The sequence below is a fragment of the Vibrio coralliirubri genome (assembly GCF_024347375.1).
Classification (GTDB): domain Bacteria; phylum Pseudomonadota; class Gammaproteobacteria; order Enterobacterales; family Vibrionaceae; genus Vibrio; species Vibrio coralliirubri.
In genome coordinates, this window is the sequence record NZ_AP025471.1 from 1,070,781 (window position 1) to 1,088,242 (window position 17,462).

General features: G+C 47.2%; 13 protein-coding genes and 3 pseudogenes. 14 read left to right on the forward strand and 2 right to left on the reverse strand.

Annotation, left to right across the window (positions count from 1 at the left end; genetic code table 11):
* Positions 1 to 2 precede the first annotated feature (2 nt).
* The 12 genes and pseudogenes from traV (at position 3) to OCV20_RS21470 (ending at position 13,582) form a co-directional block, all read left to right on the forward strand.
* Positions 3 to 383 (forward strand): type IV conjugative transfer system lipoprotein TraV, encoded by a 381-nt coding sequence (traV, locus tag OCV20_RS21415; protein ID WP_050649292.1) that lies wholly within the window; start codon positions 3 to 5, stop codon positions 381 to 383.
* A 4-nt stretch (positions 384 to 387) separates the two neighbouring features.
* Positions 388 to 2,932: pseudogene (traC, locus tag OCV20_RS21420) on the forward strand (type IV secretion system protein TraC).
* Complete coding sequence (locus tag OCV20_RS21425; protein WP_050649290.1) at positions 2,929 to 3,276, forward strand: TrbI F-type domain-containing protein; 348 nt, start codon at positions 2,929 to 2,931, stop codon at positions 3,274 to 3,276. The pseudogene traC and the gene OCV20_RS21425 overlap by 4 nt, the downstream one beginning before the upstream one ends.
* A 4-nt stretch (positions 3,277 to 3,280) precedes the next feature.
* On the forward strand, positions 3,281 to 4,006 hold the full coding sequence (traW, locus tag OCV20_RS21430) for a type-F conjugative transfer system protein TraW (RefSeq protein ID WP_050649289.1): 726 nt from the start codon (positions 3,281 to 3,283) through the stop codon (positions 4,004 to 4,006).
* Between the two features lie 10 nt (positions 4,007 to 4,016).
* Positions 4,017 to 5,018 (forward strand): conjugal transfer pilus assembly protein TraU, encoded by a 1,002-nt coding sequence (gene traU / locus OCV20_RS21435; protein ID WP_050649288.1) that lies wholly within the window; start codon positions 4,017 to 4,019, stop codon positions 5,016 to 5,018.
* A 12-nt stretch (positions 5,019 to 5,030) separates the two neighbouring features.
* On the forward strand, positions 5,031 to 5,717 hold the full coding sequence (gene trbC / locus OCV20_RS21440) for a type-F conjugative transfer system pilin assembly protein TrbC (RefSeq protein ID WP_050649287.1): 687 nt from the start codon (positions 5,031 to 5,033) through the stop codon (positions 5,715 to 5,717).
* Positions 5,714 to 7,474 (forward strand): type-F conjugative transfer system mating-pair stabilization protein TraN, encoded by a 1,761-nt coding sequence (traN, locus tag OCV20_RS21445; RefSeq protein WP_086775841.1) that lies wholly within the window; start codon positions 5,714 to 5,716, stop codon positions 7,472 to 7,474. Before trbC ends, traN begins: the two co-directional genes overlap by 4 nt.
* A gap of 238 nt (positions 7,475 to 7,712) precedes the next feature.
* Positions 7,713 to 8,522 (forward strand): type-F conjugative transfer system pilin assembly protein TraF, encoded by an 810-nt coding sequence (gene traF, locus OCV20_RS21450; RefSeq protein ID WP_202910158.1) that lies wholly within the window; start codon positions 7,713 to 7,715, stop codon positions 8,520 to 8,522.
* Positions 8,523 to 8,537: 15 nt separating this feature from the next.
* Positions 8,538 to 8,975: a conjugal transfer protein TraF gene (traF, locus tag OCV20_RS21455; protein ID WP_086775840.1), complete on the forward strand. Its 438-nt coding sequence runs from the start codon at positions 8,538 to 8,540 to the stop codon at positions 8,973 to 8,975.
* Entirely contained in the window at positions 8,972 to 10,333 is a 1,362-nt protein-coding gene (locus OCV20_RS21460; protein WP_086775839.1) for a conjugal transfer protein TraH, read from the forward strand. The genes traF (OCV20_RS21455) and OCV20_RS21460 overlap by 4 nt, the downstream gene beginning before the upstream one ends.
* Positions 10,334 to 10,345: 12 nt before the next feature.
* Positions 10,346 to 13,053: pseudogene (locus OCV20_RS21465) on the forward strand (conjugal transfer protein TraG N-terminal domain-containing protein).
* An 85-nt stretch (positions 13,054 to 13,138) separates the two neighbouring features.
* A complete protein-coding gene (locus tag OCV20_RS21470; protein ID WP_082243067.1) occupies positions 13,139 to 13,582 on the forward strand; it encodes a hypothetical protein in 444 nt (147 codons plus the stop codon).
* Positions 13,583 to 13,747: 165 nt separating this feature from the next.
* Here OCV20_RS21470 and OCV20_RS21475 read toward each other — a convergent pair.
* Together OCV20_RS21475 and OCV20_RS21480 are read right to left on the reverse strand one after the other, a co-directional pair.
* Positions 13,748 to 14,021: pseudogene (locus tag OCV20_RS21475) on the reverse strand (helix-turn-helix domain-containing protein).
* A 360-nt stretch (positions 14,022 to 14,381) separates the two neighbouring features.
* Positions 14,382 to 15,353, reverse strand: a complete 972-nt coding sequence (locus tag OCV20_RS21480) for a Solitary outer membrane autotransporter beta-barrel domain (RefSeq protein ID WP_238382930.1) — start codon at positions 15,351 to 15,353, stop codon at positions 14,382 to 14,384.
* 680 nt (positions 15,354 to 16,033) lie between these two features.
* Between OCV20_RS21480 and OCV20_RS21485 the strand changes: the two genes are divergently transcribed.
* Together OCV20_RS21485 and OCV20_RS21490 are read left to right on the forward strand one after the other, a co-directional pair.
* Positions 16,034 to 16,684: a hypothetical protein gene (locus OCV20_RS21485; RefSeq protein WP_086775837.1), complete on the forward strand. Its 651-nt coding sequence runs from the start codon at positions 16,034 to 16,036 to the stop codon at positions 16,682 to 16,684.
* Positions 16,677 to 17,438 carry a DUF3307 domain-containing protein gene (locus OCV20_RS21490; RefSeq protein WP_086775836.1) on the forward strand — a complete coding sequence of 254 codons (762 nt, stop codon included), beginning with the start codon at positions 16,677 to 16,679 and terminating at the stop codon, positions 17,436 to 17,438. Before OCV20_RS21485 ends, OCV20_RS21490 begins: the two co-directional genes overlap by 8 nt.
* Positions 17,439 to 17,462: the final 24 nt, after the last annotated feature.

Here is a 17,462-nt window from a genome sequence, read left to right on the forward strand (position 1 = left end):
TTATGACTATCAAGCTTTTCACCGCGCTGCTTATCAGCGCCCTCGCCGGCTGCTCGGCGGGCTTTCAGGACGAATTCAGTTGCAAAAAAATCGGCGGAACACCCGGCTGCGCCAGCATGGATGAAATTCGAAATATCTCAACTCACCCAACCTCACAACGCGCCATCGAGGCGAACGTTCTGGCTTCCCATCCTTTTGTTTTACTGCCAAGACGCACACGTGAAGGCCATCCTATGCGAACCCAAGACACGGTTAGGAAGGTGGTGATTTTTCCTTTTACTTCGGATGACACCACCACTTACCTCGACACGATGGATATTTACATTGTGTTAGACGAGTCTACCTGGACAGGTCGCCCTGTTCAGGCTATCAAGAAGGATTAACGCCATGGGCGTATCAAAAGATTTAAAGGGTTTTTATCAAGAAGCCAAACGTGAATATAACCACCTGCATTCTGAACTGCCTTACCGGACTTTTGATGCAGAGCACGGCCTGTTTCATAACAGAAAAGGCGTCGGATTTGGATTCAAGTTAAGCGTCTTGGCGGGGGCGAATGACGACATGGTGGAGGCGTTTAACCGTCTCATCATGGATTTACCGGCCGGCCATAAATGGGATTACCATGTTTCCATGATGGGTCACAACCACGTGAGTCATTTGATTGAGCAAAATGCCGCCTTGAAATCCGCTCGTGCGGGTATTTGCAGTGAATTAGCAAAACAAGAAGCCGATTACGCCAACTTTGCGGCTCACCACGGCTTTTTTCATCGTCAAAAGCATTACTTTGACATCAAAGATTACACCGCGTGGTTGTTTGTCTCCAGTACGGACGATGTTGACCGTGTGTTGGATTGCAAAGAGGCACTCACCACCTCTTTATCCCAAATTGGATTAGATCTCACGCCGCTGACCCCCGAAGGCTTAATCAACTACGTCGAAGGCATTCTCAATTTTGACCCCACACAAACCGCCCCGAGCGAATCGGAATACGCTCCAGAAGCGTTGATCTACAAACAAGCCCTCTCTCCTGATACCGAGTTTTTAACGCGCCGACATTACACCGATGTTCGCTTTAGTAACCGCCAACATCAAAGGGTGACCTCGCGGATCATTTCATTGGGTTTACACGCAGTACGCCTCGCACTTTCCGCCTGTACGCGTTGCCCGATTGTTTTGCGTCCTTAAAGAGCGTGGCCAAAAATGTGCAATGTCCACACCTCATGACCCTCAATTTTCGCCATCAAGAATCGGGCAGTTTTGCGACCCAAAATGGCGGACGCATTGGAGAGCTAGAAAAACGCTCAAGTCCCCGATGGCATTTTTCTTCCCTCAAGCGAAGAAAGAGCAGGCCGAACGCGAGCAAATTCGAGATGAAATGTCGGATGGCATCAACAGCATGGCATACATGCACTTGACGCTGACGTTATTTACCAACAAAAAATCCGAGCGACTGCACCGCACTACGGCCATTAACGCCTTTCGCTCTGGCGGGATTGATTTACAAACCGTCTCGATGCTGCAAAGCCAAGCGCTCATGACAACCTTACCGTTCATGATGACCGATGGTTTTTGGACCGATTGCGACCGTGCTGGACGTATTCAAACCCTAAAAACCGGCAATGTGGCCAACCTCTTGCCTCTTGTGATGGACGTAAAGAATTTCAGTGGTGGCATGATGCTGCCCACCATGCGCCAACAAGCCTTTTGGTTTAATCCGTTTAATTGTGGCTCAGATAACTACAACATCGCCCTGACCGGAGGCTCCGGAGCAGGAAAATCCTTCTTTGTGCAAAAGCTCGCCGAAACCCTCTTTGCCATGAACGGTAAAATCTGGGCGTTAGACAAAGGAAAGAGCTTTAAAAAGCTCACCTTGATGCTTGGCGGCCGCTATATGACGGCTGATAAGATTTACCTCAACCCATTTACTCATCTGGAACGCATTGCTATGGGCGATGACTATACCGATGAGAAAGGCGAACAGGTCAACCCTCTCAAGGAAACACTGCACACCATCACCGGACTCTTTGCGACCATGGCCTGCCCCACGCACGAAATGGGAGATTTTGAAAAATCGGTCCTCGGGGATTGCATCATTGCGGCTTGGCAGGCACACAAAAGCGAGACCTTGGTTGACCATGTGCAAGAAGCGCTATTTGCGGCGGCCGAAAAACAAGGCGGTGATCGCCGCCTTTCCGATATCGCCATGCAACTGAATAAATACCGCTCAGAGGGGATCTATGGAGACACTTTCAATAAACCGTCCATGCTCGATCCCAATGTCCACTTTACCACCATAGAACTGGACGGATTTCCCTCGGACATCATGCGACCGGTGATTTTTGCGCTGATGTCGAGCATCACTCAGCAGATGTACCTGTCCGGCTCTCGTTCGACGCCGAAGATGTGCATCATTGAAGAAGCGTGGTCTCTAATGGCTGGCTCTAATGCTCAGGCACAAGAGTTCATCAATACTGGTTATCGCACTGCCCGAAAATTTGGGGGATCGTTTTGCACTGTGACGCAAGGGATAGAGGATTTTTACAGCACACCCGAAGCACTTGCCGCGTTCAATAACTCCGACATTCACATCACTCTGCGTCAAGGCAGTGGATTGACGAAATTCATCAAAGACAATCCTTCACACTTTTCGCCCTATGAGCAATTTGTCATCAAGAGTTTTGAAAAGTCATCCATCGCCGGTTACAGCTCTGTCATGTTAAAAACTGGGGATGTGACCACCTTTCATCGTTTATTTGCCGACCCTTTCACTCGGGCGTGTCTTTCGACAGAGCCGCATGAGTTTGAATACTGTGAAAACTTGATGAACCAAGGCCTATCACTTATGGAAGCAGTCAATCAAACCGCCGAGCATTTTTACGGAAAGGAAATTGAGACCTTTAATACCCTCATCTATGGCGAGGAGGTCAAATGAAATCCATCCGTCACACCTGTCTTGTCTATGCCTTGTTGGCTATAGCGTTAATGATGTCCACCCTGATAGCCATCAAGCTCAATACGGCGCCTCAAATCGTGGTCTTCGATATCGAACAAACGTTATCGCAATATCAAGACCAACTCATTGAAGCCAATCTCGGCGATCATGAGCACAGCGCACGACTGGCGACCTTTGATACGGAACTCAGGCGCCTCTTGAAGGAATACGCGCATTCGCACCACCTCGTGATCCTCGTGCCAGGCGCGCTCATCAGCGGCGCGCCAGATAGAACCACCGAGATCCAACATTACGTTATTGAGGCGCTTAAAAAGGAGTCATGATCTTATGATTGTTCACGGTCATTCATCCATCACACCCACCGCACTCTTAAAAGTGGTCAGTGTCACTTTACTTACCCTCGCCCCTACCGCGCTTGGTCAACAGTTTGGGCGTCAAGGCGAACTGTTTCCTATTGCAGAAGTCGACATGCTGCAATGGATTCACAGCCGATTGACACACTTAGAAGTCACGGGAGAAACCGCAAAGATGCAGCAGCAGTTTGTAGAGAGCGTAGAAAATAGCGTGCGAAGACCCCCTCCCGTTGAAGGGTTGACCACCACCACCGCGCCCAACACCTTTTACATCGACCCATCATTAAAGCTGGCCACTGATATCAAAGATGCACAAGGCAACCTCCTTTATGCCAAAGGCCTCGTCATCAACCCCTTTGATACCGACACTTGGCCAATCGACATTCCCAAACACTCATTCGATTACTCGCATGTGATTGTCTTTCTTGATGGTGACGACCCAAGACAGCGCGCTTGGGCTAAACAATACCGCGCAGATAAGCCGATAAAATGGACCCTCACCAACGGCAGTCCAGAAAACGTCGCCAAGGAGTTTGACGCCCGAATTTATTTTGACCAACAAGGTCACTACAGCCGTCAATTTCAACTCTCACACATTCCTTCACTGATTGAACAAGACGGGGCGCGGTGGAAGATCACCGAAATCGATGTGACGCCGTTCACCTCGGCCATGAACAAGAGTGAGACGACAACAAAATAAGGAGAAAAACGTGAGATCCCATGGGTTATTACTGTTTGGTTTGTTCCTATTTCCTTGGCAAACCCAAGCTCAATCCGCCGCTTGTACGGGGCATTTCTTAAATCCATTGTCTGATATTTGTTGGGACTGCCTCTTTCCTATGACGCTGGGCAGTGTGCCTCTCATTAACTCGACCTACCCCGACACCACTAACCCAAGCATGCCGATCTCCTATTGTCCTAAACCCCCGCCCATTTTTATGCAAATTGGCTTAAACATCGGGTATTGGGAGCCGTATTCCTTGGTGGACGTGACGCGAGTCCCTTACTGTATGGTCAACATGGGGATGCAGTTGAGTCATGACAAGAGCCAACAAATAGGAGGCTCACAGCACGACTCAAGCGCCAAAACCAGTGGCAATGCTTTTTACCACGTGCATTGGTACAAATATCCGGTGATTTATTGGCTACAACTGATGCAGTCGGCGGCCTGCATGGCCACGGATCATTTCGATGTGGCCTACCTAACCGAGCTTGACCCCTTTTGGGATGATGATGAGATGTCGTTCATTCTTAACCCTGAAGCCATTTTGTTTGGCCACCCCACCACGCAGCTCTCTTGTATCACCGAAGCCATGGCGACCACCACGGGGCGCGTTTTGCCTTTTGATGCGCTTTTTTGGTGTTTAGGCTCACAAGGCAGCGTCTATCCATTAACCGGTAACAGCGCTTACTCTCATACCGGTCCTCAAGTTGGCACACTGATGTTAGAGCGTTTTAATTTTAAAATGCACAGGCAAGGCATTGTATGGGAAACCCGAGGCGAGGATGGTGCCGTCTGTTATCAGTGGCCAGAGCCTATCTTGCCGAAAAGTCGCTATCGCTATCAATTGTCGGCACCGATTGGTGATGCCGCTCATTGTTATCCCTATGGCACAACCTCGTCACTTTGGGAGCAAGGCAAAGACAACCCAACCACCGGCGGTAACTTTGGTTTTGTGAACTGGCGAAAACGTAATTGCGTATTTTTATAAGGAAATGAGACGATGTCATTTAGCCCAAGAGCCTCATGGCTATTACTTATTCTGCTGGTGAGCCCTCTCTCACTAGCCGAGAAGGGTTACTCGCAAGAAGAGCTCAAAGCGCTTGCCAAGCAAGAGCAGACCATTGCAGCGCCAACCAATCACAGTGAACTGACCACCCTTCTTGAACGAGGTCAGCAACATAAGCAAGAAGCGTTGTCGATGAATCAACACCTCGATAACGCGTTGCAAGACTCGCCACTGGCGAGTGTTCTTGGGGTGCTTCAGAAAAATCCAAACAAAAAGGCGCAAGGTGTGATGGTGTTTGTGTCACTTTCCATGCCTGATAACACGCTCAAACAGCTCCTCAAACAAAGTCAGCAATATCAAGTCCCTCTCATCATACGAGGCGTGCTTCCCGAAGGCATGGTCCCAACAGCCTCTCGAATCATGCATTTGTTAGAAGCGTCCGACGAGGGAGAGGCGACTGATGGCGGTTTTGCCATCAGCCCACAGTGGTTTCGTCAATTTAACATCACCCACGTCCCCGTGTTTGTGGCCATTGGAGAAGCGTGCAATGAAGCGTCTTGCCCGCAAAGTGATTACGACATGGTTCACGGCAACCTCTCCCTTCCTAACGCATTAACGATTTTAAGCCAAGGCGATGTAGGACACATCGCCAAACAAGTGCTCAATAGGAGTTCCCCTTGAATTCGCCCTTTTCACTACTTTTTGTTTTTCTCTCTTTCAGCGCTGCTCTCTTACTCTCCCTTCATACCCTTGCCGCCCCTCAAGAAAACACATTCTACGACAACGTGGAGTGGGCGAAAAACACCCCGAACGAGGCTTACAATGACTCAGAAATGACGCTTAACCTGTCCGACTTCTGCAGCGACAATAATCCAGGGTGTGAAAGCAAAATCCGACAGCCTGATGAAGCCGGGATGACTGATGCACAAATCACAAACCAATCCACGTTGGAGTTTGGCAGCAACGAACACGCTCAAGCGATAAAAGAGGGGTTTGACAATAATAGTGTCACCATTAACCCCAATGATGACACGTATCGATTCGCCACCCTTAGCATTGAGAACGCCTATGAAATCAGTCATGGTCAGTCAAATCAATACGTGGAATGTGATAGCGGCTCCCAGTGCCTTATCGAGCACATTCCTAAACAGTGCCATAGTCCAACGAATAACAATGTGCCTTGTACAAAAGTCCCCGTTGCCGCTGTTGTGGCTGGCCATGTCACCTACCGCTGCCCTTCGGGCTGGGCAAAGCAAGGCAATAAATGTGTACGAACAATACACCAGTGCCGATACGATGATAGAAATTATGTCGTTAAGTCAGGCGGTAATAGTAACTGTTCGTCAGGAGGAACCCATTACCTCTGGAATGGGAATAGGGGAGCTCAAAACCAAGGGTTTACAATGGGAGCATTAAAACATTCAACGAGTTGGGGAGCGTGTAAAGGAACCAACTGGAACAAGAAGTATGAAATATGTGGTCCAGTTCAACAAACCATCAATGCCCGTCGGCATTGCTCAAACGGGTACACTTTATCCGGGGGGAACTGCATCAAAAACAACATAACCTGGCGAACACAATGCAACCTGATAAACTCATGCAAGAACACTCGCCAGCAATGCATTGAAGGTCGAGCCACCCGCATCATTAATGGCATACCGACCACGCTTGATTGCTGGAAGTACCGGGTTGACCACCAATGCACTCGACCCAACACGTGCAACGTCCTACCCGCCGATTGCACCACGACGTCAACCCATTGCAGCCTCCAGCAAAACGGTGTGTGCATTGAGGAGAAAGTCAATAAATCCTGCCCACAACGGCGCTGCAGTGCCACTCAATTAATTTGTGGAGAAGAGAGCTTTTGTCTGGATGGCGATTGCTTTGAAGCGATGGAGACCACTTCAAACCGCTTTAATGAAAGCACCTCAGCCTTAGCAGCCCTCGCAGAAGCCGCTGACGGTCTTGGTGATCCACCAATGATATTTGCAGGCAAAGGCATGAAGTGCACAGATGCTGCCTTTGGTTTTGCCGACTGTTGCAAAGACGGCGGTTGGGGCACGAGTATTGGCATAGCCCAATGTAATGATGAAGAGAAAGCGCTCGGTCAAGCCAAAAAGCAAGGCATTACGATAGCCCTTGGCAGTTATTGCGCAAAAAAAGTCTTAGGCGCGTGTATTCGGAAAAAGAAGACCTACTGCGTCTTTGATAGCAAGTTGGCACGCATCATCCAAGAGCAAGGCTCGAAAGACCAACTTGGCATCAGTCTGGGAACCGCCAAACACCCTATTTGCGGCGCCCTTACCCCCGAGCAGCTTCAAAACATAGATTTTGAACGCCTCGACTTTTCGGATTTTTATGACGACATGCACCGCAACACCAACCTGCCTTCGGCAAAAGAAATCCAAGAGCGATTACAAAGCGCTTATAGACCTTAACTTAATCAATGATGAGGACATGATATGACCCCCTACTCCCTCTATTTGTGGCCACCCTGTCGACAAATACGGCGCTTCCTCCCTGATCCGCCATCTTCTGTTTAAACGAAAACTCCATAGGCTCAAGCAAGAAATGATGAGGCACCAACAAAAACACGGTAACGATGAAGCACTTTGGATGTTATTTCACACGCGCACTCACAAGATGCTGAGTTTCTGGCAATAATGAGGTCACACCATGAAGGACATATCCACAAAAACGGTGAACAACTCCGTTAACCGATTAATAATCAACCTCCTACCGATGATGTTGTTGTCTGTATTTGCCTTTCACAGTTTCGCCAATGAGCCCCCCAAAGGCTGGCGCTGGTATAACGAGGCCAAAGCTCCGAAAGCCCCACCCAAAGAAAAGGAGAGTCTGCCACCCAATAGCGTGTCTACTGTGATGAGCGCCACCGAGCAGATGCAATGGTTCCACCGTACATTTGAGGAAGCGTTAAACGATGCCACGATTAACCCAACCGATGAAGAGAAAAATCTAAAATTGATGAAGCTGAAAAAATTCATCGATGGGAAAACCACTCAAACGGGCATGACCTTCAAAAAGCTCATCAACGAACACCCCGAATACTCGTACACCAAAGACCGCCCCACAGAGCAAGCCGCAAGAGCGACGTACTATCAAGGTCTCCAGCTCAAAAGCGAAGCCACTGTGCGTCAATTGGTGCAAGAAGGTTGGGGCCTCTACTTCATCTACGAAGGGCAAGACGCCTTATCTCAAACTCTGGCGCCCTCCATCCAAGACTTTGCCCACCGGTACCACATCGAACTGGTGGGGATCAGCAAAGACGGTCAGACCTTTGAGGCGATTGATGAAAACCGTATTGATAAGACAGGGCGTGTACAGGTGCGCTACACACCGGCTTTAATGCTGGCCAATGTTCACACCAAAGCACTCAAGCCCCTCGCCTACGGCTTCATTTCACAAATAGACTTGCTCTCTCGCTTTCATAACGTCGCGACCGATTATCAAGACAGCGACTTTTAAATTAAGGAGCCCCCTATGAACGTTTTCCTTCGCACGTTATTGCTGGGTGTGCTGATGATGCTCGCCTCAACCTCATTCGCTCAAGCGCAAACTCACCCTGTGATGACAGGTCAGTACGCTTTGGTGTTCTTCCATTTTAGTCAATGCCCTGAGTGTCACCATTTTGCCCCGACCATGAAGCGACTCGAGCAAACCACTCAATTACCTTTGTACGATTTCTCCTTTGACGGACAGCCTATCCCCGGTTTCACCACGCCTATCCCGACCAATCCTGACATCACCGCCGCGTTTTTTGGGGATCTCAAACACGCCATTACGCCCGCCACGTTCTTAATCAATGTCAGCAATGGCAAGTACGTGCGTTTGAGTGAAGGCAATGTTCCGTACACTGAGCTGCTTAAGAGCTACCAAGCCGTGCGCGCCGATATCGCCATAATGGAGAGTTTACAATGACACGACCTACCCTCCTGGCTCTCTTGATGAGTATTGCCGGTTCACTTCATGCAGGCGGCCTGGGCGACGCCATGGACAGCTTTTGGGATGACAGCAGTTTTAGCCGCAACATCACGAACCCAAGTGCCTATCAAGGCCAATCCGCCACTTACTATAATGCGGGCAGCTTGTTTGCTCGCACAAACATCAAAAACATTCAATTGGCCGCCATCACCTTGCCTTCTGTCAGCGCAGGATGCGGAGGCATTGATGCTTTTATGGGCGGTTTTTCTCACATTAATTCGGATCAACTGGTGTCTTTTGGTAAAGCCGTCATTGCCAACGCCGTGCCCTTCGCGGTGGATTTAGCGCTGCAAACTTGGGCGCCGAGCATCAAAGAGAATCGGGACAAGCTGCAGGCTATTGCTGACCAGTTCCTTACCACCTCGATGAACTCTTGCCAAGTAGCACAATCGGCGGTCTCGGGTTTAGCGGCCTTTACCGATGGGGAAGCCAAGCGTCATGCCTGCGCCACCCTAGGCACACAAAGCAACGCTTTCGCTGATTGGTTAGAAGCGCAACACGAATGTCGCAACGTCCGTACCAACCAGAGCACACTGGCTGGCAACACCGATGATGCCACGGCGCACGCCGTGAAAGTGAGCCTAAATGTGGTGTGGGGTGCGCTCATGAAAAGCGCTTACCTTCAAGACAATCAAGAGGTCGCCGAATTTATCCTAAGCCTCACTGGCACCGTCATTTACGACGCGCAGGGGACGCCAAGCTACATTCCGGCCATGTTAGTGGGTAACGACACCTCGATTAACGCCCTTTTGACCGGAGGGGATTTGGAGGTGTATCGATGCGAAAACACCGAGACCTGCCTCTCGATGAGCCTCAGCGCCATCCGCTTAAGTGAAAGCCAAGCCTTTAACGCCAAGGTGCGCCAAACCGTTGATACGCTCTACGCCCACTTACAATCTGACCAACCTATCACCGAATCCGAGAAGAGTTTTGTTGAACTCAGTGACATTCCTATCTTGGCGATGCTCATTGATGATGCGCACCTCAACCTGCAACCGGAAAGCCATCTATACGCTCAAAATATTGCCGCCGATCTCTTACATGCCTATCTCAATAACATGCTGATGATCGTCAATCAATCCATGACCAACCTCGCGTCGGTGAACCCAACCGACGTCAATCGCACTCTAGAAGGCATCAATAGGGCAAGGGACTACTTACAAACCCTTCGAGATCGCCACAAAACAAAATTGAACGCGTACTTAGCCCTCACTGAGCGCCTAAAACGCAAACGAAAGCTCCTTGGCCAATCGGCCAGTGACGCTACCCTATCGAACCTCACCTTTGGCCATTAAAGGAGATCCCCTATGACCTTAGACTTTTATCTCTATGGCGCAGGCCCTCAATTGCAACGAGCCTTGAACGCTGTCGCCACTTTTTTTACCACCAACACCTTTGGCTCGTTAATCGAAATCGCCTTACAACTGGCTTTTATCATCAGTGCCACTCTTTTTTTTATCTATCGAGACGCGAAACATGTGATGCGTTTTATGTTCATTTACTTGGCTATCCCTACTTTTCTTATCAGCATGAAAGCCACCGTCCATATCAATGACGCGCAAGATCCCATGCGCATTTATTACGTGAATAACGTGCCTTACATCGTCGCGATACCCGGTTGGGCGGCCACCACGTTCATGCAAGGCTTAACCGAAGGCATTGAAATCGTCTTTAGCAGTACAGAGGATGAAAGCTACAGCTCCTCGGGCATGGTGTTTGGTTCGAATTTATACACCTTGCTTCGTAGCGCCAACGCCGAAACCATTGACCTGCACGCTATTGGAAAGACTTTTATCACAACTGCATCGTCGGAGACATTCGAATTAACCAAAAGTACTCCATGCAAAACATCCTGCAAGCACCGGATTTACTCGGTTTTCTCGCCACAAAATCGATGTCCCCCATTCGTGGACTCTATAACCCCCAGGGTGAATACAGAACCTGCCGCGACGCGTTTCCTGAACTCACTCAACAATTTGATGAAGAAGCCAATCGAACCTTCAATAAACTGGGCGCGTATATTTTAGGAAGAGAAAGCAATATCAACTCAACGTTTTTAAGAAACGCCATCGAGAATAGCCACCAAGATTTAATTGGAGTCAGCAACAGCGCGGTCGATATTTTAAAACAGAACATGGTCATCAACATGACGCGCTGGAACATCGAAAACACGCACCGAGGTATCGCGGCCAACTACGCCTACACCGCCAACCAAATGCAAACGACGACCATGTGGGCCAACATTGGGCTACAAGCCAAAGAGTTCATTCCACTGATGCACTCGATAGGGGTGATTTTGTTTGTGTGCTTTGGGGCGATCATTGCCATTATTGCCTTGCTGCCACATATGACGCTGCTTGTCCTTAAAAACTATGTGGGCAGTTTTTTCTATCTGGCGACTTGGCCAATGATATTCACCATCCTCAACGCGATCATGATGTGGTTCTTAGAAGGGGCGACTCAGGGCGCGACACAAGGGTTACGCGGCATTACCCTCTCGAACATGAGCGGCATTGATTACGTCAACACGCGTTACGCCGCCATTACCGGTTACTTGATGATGTCCACCCCCGCGATTGCCTTAGCGTTAACCAAGGGGGCGGCGGCCATGATGAGCAGTTTAAACTACCAACTGGCGGGGATGATAAACCAAACCAATGCCCGTACTTCAGCCGCGGCCTCAAGCGGTGACATCAGCCACGGTAATACGCAAATGCAGACCCACACGTTTAACAACGTCAATGGCAATAAGTTTGATACGTCGACCCTGTTGAAACAACACGGTACCACCACCCAAGACACTAAAGGTATGCTTTCAACGCAATACGGTGATACCACCGTATATGACACGAGCCCTACCGCGTCGAGTTTCCAATGGAACGTCGCATCAACCAGTCAATACAGTGAAGCGGTGCAAGACTTGCACACCAATGCTCAATCCAACCTCTCGACACAACAAGCGGCCTTGTCGCAAAGCACACAAAGTGGCACTCAACTGATGGCCGATTGGAAAGAGAGTTATTCGTCAACCCAAGGTTACGGTTTAACTCATGGGCACGGTGCAACTGCCGCAGCTTCAAAAGGCTTAGAGCAAGTGAGTCAAGCGACAGAACAAGTCATCGCAGCAACCGGATGGAGCCATGAGAAAGCCAATGCCTTCTTACACTCTGCGTACGGTGGCTATGACGTGAACGCTGGACTGTCAAGCGGCGCTCTCGGTGGTGCTATAGGATTTAATGGAAGTGTGAACGCGTCCACGGGACAAAAATGGACACAGGAAGACCGTGAGACGCTCAGCAGCATGAGCAACGAACAACAAAGCCGAATACAAGCCGCCATCGAATCCTACCGCTCAGGTGCCAACCAAACCATTGAGGCGAGCAACCGCCTCACGGCCGATGAACGTAATACGGAGATGGGCACTTACGCCACTGGCTTTACGGCGAGCTATAGTGAGACACAAGGTTTGATAACGTCCACGACACAAGCTCAACAAGAGGTCGATACGCTCAGTCAAGTCAACAGCCAAGAGCATCGTCAAGTGGCGAGCCTGATTGAGAAACTGGAAATACCATTCCAAGATTTTGTGGAGGAGCAATATAAATCTGAAGAAGGACGAGCAAAGCAGATTCTTACCGGTAGTAATGATAAATCACGCCAAGATCGAGCAAATGAATGGGAAGCATTTAAAACAACCGACACGTTTAAAGATTTTGTGCTAGCCAGCGTACCCACTCAAGAAGATCACGAACGTACCTTTAATCCTGAGCCGACTCAAGCCGAGTGGCAAACGATGGTGGGCGAACAATACAAAGGTAAAGCTCTAGGCAACACTAGCCAAACGGTGATTGAGCAGCATAAACAGCGCGGCGGCACTGAGCGTTATTACACCCCCAACAACCACTCACAAATCGTGGAGGAGACACGTGAACAATTTGAGGGCACCAGTAACCGTGTTGAGCCACCTTCCACCTTGCAGCCAACAGAGAATGAGGAGGATAAAACCCGAACTTAACTATAAATAATGGTTAATTATTGAGTAACCCAAGTAAGGTATCAAAACAACCTAGTATTATATAAAGTATTAAATGGAGAGAATAATGATGATGAAATGGATCGTATTAGGCTTATTCACATGGTGCTCTTTTTCAGGAGCTACGGCACAAGGTTTTGATGAACTTTCAGGCAGTAAAAACAATCCAGCCTCTATGACGTATTACTTGGAGTATTATAAAAAGACGAATAATCAAGAGTATCAATACTTATTAGCCACCGTTCGTGCTGCTGCAGATACGGTAGATTTTTATACCACTCGATTAGATGCTCGCGATCAGCGCATTGATTATTGCTTGCCCATGAAAGATGCAGCCAATCGCGACACTTTATATAACTGGAAAACAAAAGAGCTAATGGATCTTATCAATAACCAAATTGAGCATGATCCTCGTGTAAAAAAATATAATAGGCTTGCGGGCTCTATCGGAAGCTACCTTGTTGCCGCTCTCAAAGAGCAATACCCTTGCCCTGTACAAAAGCAGTTGTAGGCTGTTGGTTTACCCTACCAAAAGTTATCCATTATTATCATGCCGTTCGCTACTACCCCCGTGATATATCACGGGGGTAAACTTAGACCAAGCTACTGACTTGCCGCGTTTTTCAAGGTAATGATGACTGCGCCCTCTGCTGTGTCCTAATAGGCTGATATATACCTATAGGCTTTCAACCAATCCAAGTTCATTACTTGTAATCTGGTTTGATTTTTCGCTGAAACTCCCCCTGTTGATCCCTAACATCCTAGCAGCCTTTGATTGATTACCACGCGTATGAGTTATCAACTCAGTAAACAATGTTTCTATCACCGTAGGAGTAACCCAAGACATATCAGGGCTATCTGATTTATTATCAAACCATGTTAGCTCCAGTTCTGCTCGGATAAGTTTTTTTCAAATGGTCTTTGTTGATTGAGGTTGGTTGCTCATTCATATAAATTGAAGGTTGTTAATCGATTTTATCATGTTGGCAAATTTATCATGAAAGTGCCTTAAAATCTGCTAACCCCCAAATTTGATGTCATGCAAGCTTGGGGTAGTAGTCGCTTGGAGAGCCCAGTCATCTTGACCTGAGTATGTCGTCTACTCGACACTTTCGAGTTAGAAAGTGCCACGGGTAAAAATTCAACCTGAGAAGCTTTTGGACAAAAGCTTGTCAGTGATTTTACTAAATTAGCTTTTCACGGATTACCTGGGGTATTGCAAAATCTCTAACCTTTGGGCCAAATTCACTGAGCCACTATATGGCGACTTACCGCCTGTTTTGTACAAGTTTTATTTAAAGTTCAGTTGCTTATTTTTGGTTGATCAGCAATACAATCGTGCCACCTTTTAAGCTACTTCCATAATTAAGATTGACGCCAATTCCTATGTTGTCGATATAGGTCTTCAAAAATGGTGCGGAAACTAACCACCCCAAGCCCCATTCATAGAAGTGAGCAGCTCCCAAGGGGGCTTGTAGGTCGGCACCAACGTCGATTCTTCGGACGCTACTAAACAAGGTTTGTTCATACCCTCCCCAGTCCGAGATGTCATAGAATCCTTTCAAACCATTTATCCAGTACCAGCCTTCGGGGTTACCTATGTCGCCATTGTTTGCTTCTCCCCACCCGTGACCATAGAAGTAATTTAATTCACTGTACGCTTCCCAGTGCCCCCATGACTGAGGCTTTCGATAGTGAGACTCTATGCTTGGTTGCATGGTAAAAGCCCAAGCGTCTGTATTAACTACAAAGCCATCAAGCTGCTCTCGAAAGAGCGTGGTTGTAGGGTCGTTGTAATCGTATTTATTCTCAAAATACATCAGATTAGATCTCATCCCAGAACGTATGCTCCATACTTCTGAGAGAGGATAACTTGACCAGTATTTTGCTCCGACCGTCATGACATTCTCAGTCGATTTGTCACTGCCGCTGTTTGAGTTTTCTGTAAACTTAAACTCTCTTGTTTGCTCTATGTAGGAAAAAAACAAAGATACGTTTTGATTGATCTTTTTCCCATTACTGAGCGTTAATTCATCCAGCTTCCATGTAAATGGGGCGTTATATACACTAATCTGTTTTCGATTATCCAACGCTTCCATACTCCCTAGGTTGTCCCCAAATACACTGCTCGCATCGAAGTCATGAAAACCCAATGAGATCGCATCACTGTCACTAAGTAGCACAGCCGTTGCAAAATTCTGATCAAGCAGCTTTTTAAACGTATCGTCTGCCTGAACGAACATTGACGTAAATACAGAAAGATATAAAAATAGGCATTTCAACGTTCACCACCCTAGTGTGACAACTTAAGCGCACAATTAAGTTATTCATGAGAATTACACTGTATCCTTATAATTGTAGGTCGGTTGCTTTACGAGAGGTAACTACTAGCCACGCAGTCAATACATGTAAACAGCCTGACGCTGTCCTTTTGGTTCTTTTGCTTGTTTAACCTAAGCGTGAGGGTGTAGTGGTCAACAAATACCGGACAGCAATTTCAATTCTGAAGAAAGGAGCTTAAGGAGTGCATCAGTATTTACCGTTGGTTCTGTATTCAAAAATAATGCTCCTACCTAAATGGCTTCAATCAACTAGACACACTGATTAGAAAAAATAAGTCAAATACTCGACCGTAAAAAGCATCTGATACGTCAGTTAACTTTGAAAGGGGCAAAAGTGAGTCAGTGACTTTACTAAATTAGTATTTTATGAATTACTTCAAATATGGAAAAGTCGCTTAACTCAGTATCCATTATTGATGGTGCAGATCATATTAGAGCACTACCACAGTAGTCGAACGGCACTCGTAAAAGTGATGGCAATCAAACTAAGGTAATGACAAGCTTCATGAATCGTTTAGCCCTAAACGGCTAATTTTCACCTATTAGCCATAAATGGCTAAATTTGCATTATTAGCCATAAACGGCTAAATTGGCATCTACATGAAAGAAGGAGTTTTAATGTGGAGCCTACCTCTAAACCTATCGCAGTGATCAGCGGCGATATTGTCAACTCAACCAAGCTAACATCTGAACAGTTTGAACAACTTCTTAAACGAATCAAAGACATTCAGAGACTAATCACCGAAGGAAATTCATCAAATGCGCACAGTATTGAGCGTGGCGATGAATTTCAGACCGTGGTGCATGATATTGAAAGCGCTCTGAGATACACCATCATTTATCGTATTGGCATTAAAGCGCTTGGCAAAGAGTTTGATAGTCGCATTAGCCTTGCTCTTGCCTCTAATGCCGATTTGCGTGAGTCTGTCTCTGAATCGATGGGTGAAGCATTTGTTCTTTCTGGACGTGGACTAAAAGCCTTAAAAAGCGACAGGTTGTTATTTAACTCTGACCGTTTCGCACTCTCTGAGCACTTTGACTTACTCTTTAAGTACCTCGATAGACAACTAACGGAATTAACCTCGCGCCAATGTGAAGTTATGCTTCCGATGCTTCGAACCAATGAAGGTTTATCTATTAGTGAGTTAGCAGAAAAGCTCGATGTTGCTACTGCCACTGCCAGTAAGTCTCTTAAAGCTTCAGGTTGGCCGCTAATCAGTGAGCTAAATTGGCGATTCATAAACCAAGTGGCGGGACTCAAGTATGTTTAATTTTTTTGATGTTCTAATACCGTTCTTGATGATTCACATCATCTGTGATTTTTACCTCCAGCCGAACCAATGGGTAGAAGCAAAGAAAAAATACACTTACCGTTCAACTGAACTGTACTTTCACTCACTATTACACGGCGTCGCATTGATAATTCCTGCTATAGCGTTAGGTATTGACTGGCGCTCAACTACTTGCTTGGTAGTTATCATAGCGGTAAGTCATTTTATTATCGATTTGTGGAAAGTAAGAGCGCGAAATGGTGGTAAGTTTTCCTATTTTATTATTGACCAAACTTTGCATGTCTCAGTGCTAGTAGCCATTGCCTTTCACATGGCAGATGGTGTAACGATCGATGTCGTACTACAAGATGAGAAGTTCTCAGATGGTGTTATGGTGGTCTTTGCTTACTTACTAATTCTCAAGCCAACTTCGATTGTGATTGGCAGCGTCTTAAGGAAGTTTCCGATATCAGATACAGATACAGATACTACTAGTATTAGTGGTCTTATCGCAGGTGGTGAGTTAATCGGTTACTTAGAGCGAGTGTTAATACTGACCTTTACGCTTGTGGGGAGCTATGCAGCGGTGGGTTTTGTCTTGGCGGCTAAGTCAATATTTAGGTTTGGTGAGTTGAATAAATCAGACGACCGAAGCATGACTGAGTATGTGCTGATTGGTTCATTGATATCGGTGGTGATCACAACACTGGTAGGTACCTTAATATCACTTGGTTTAGATGTGAAAATTAAATGAGGCTTTGTTGCGTAATTAAATTTA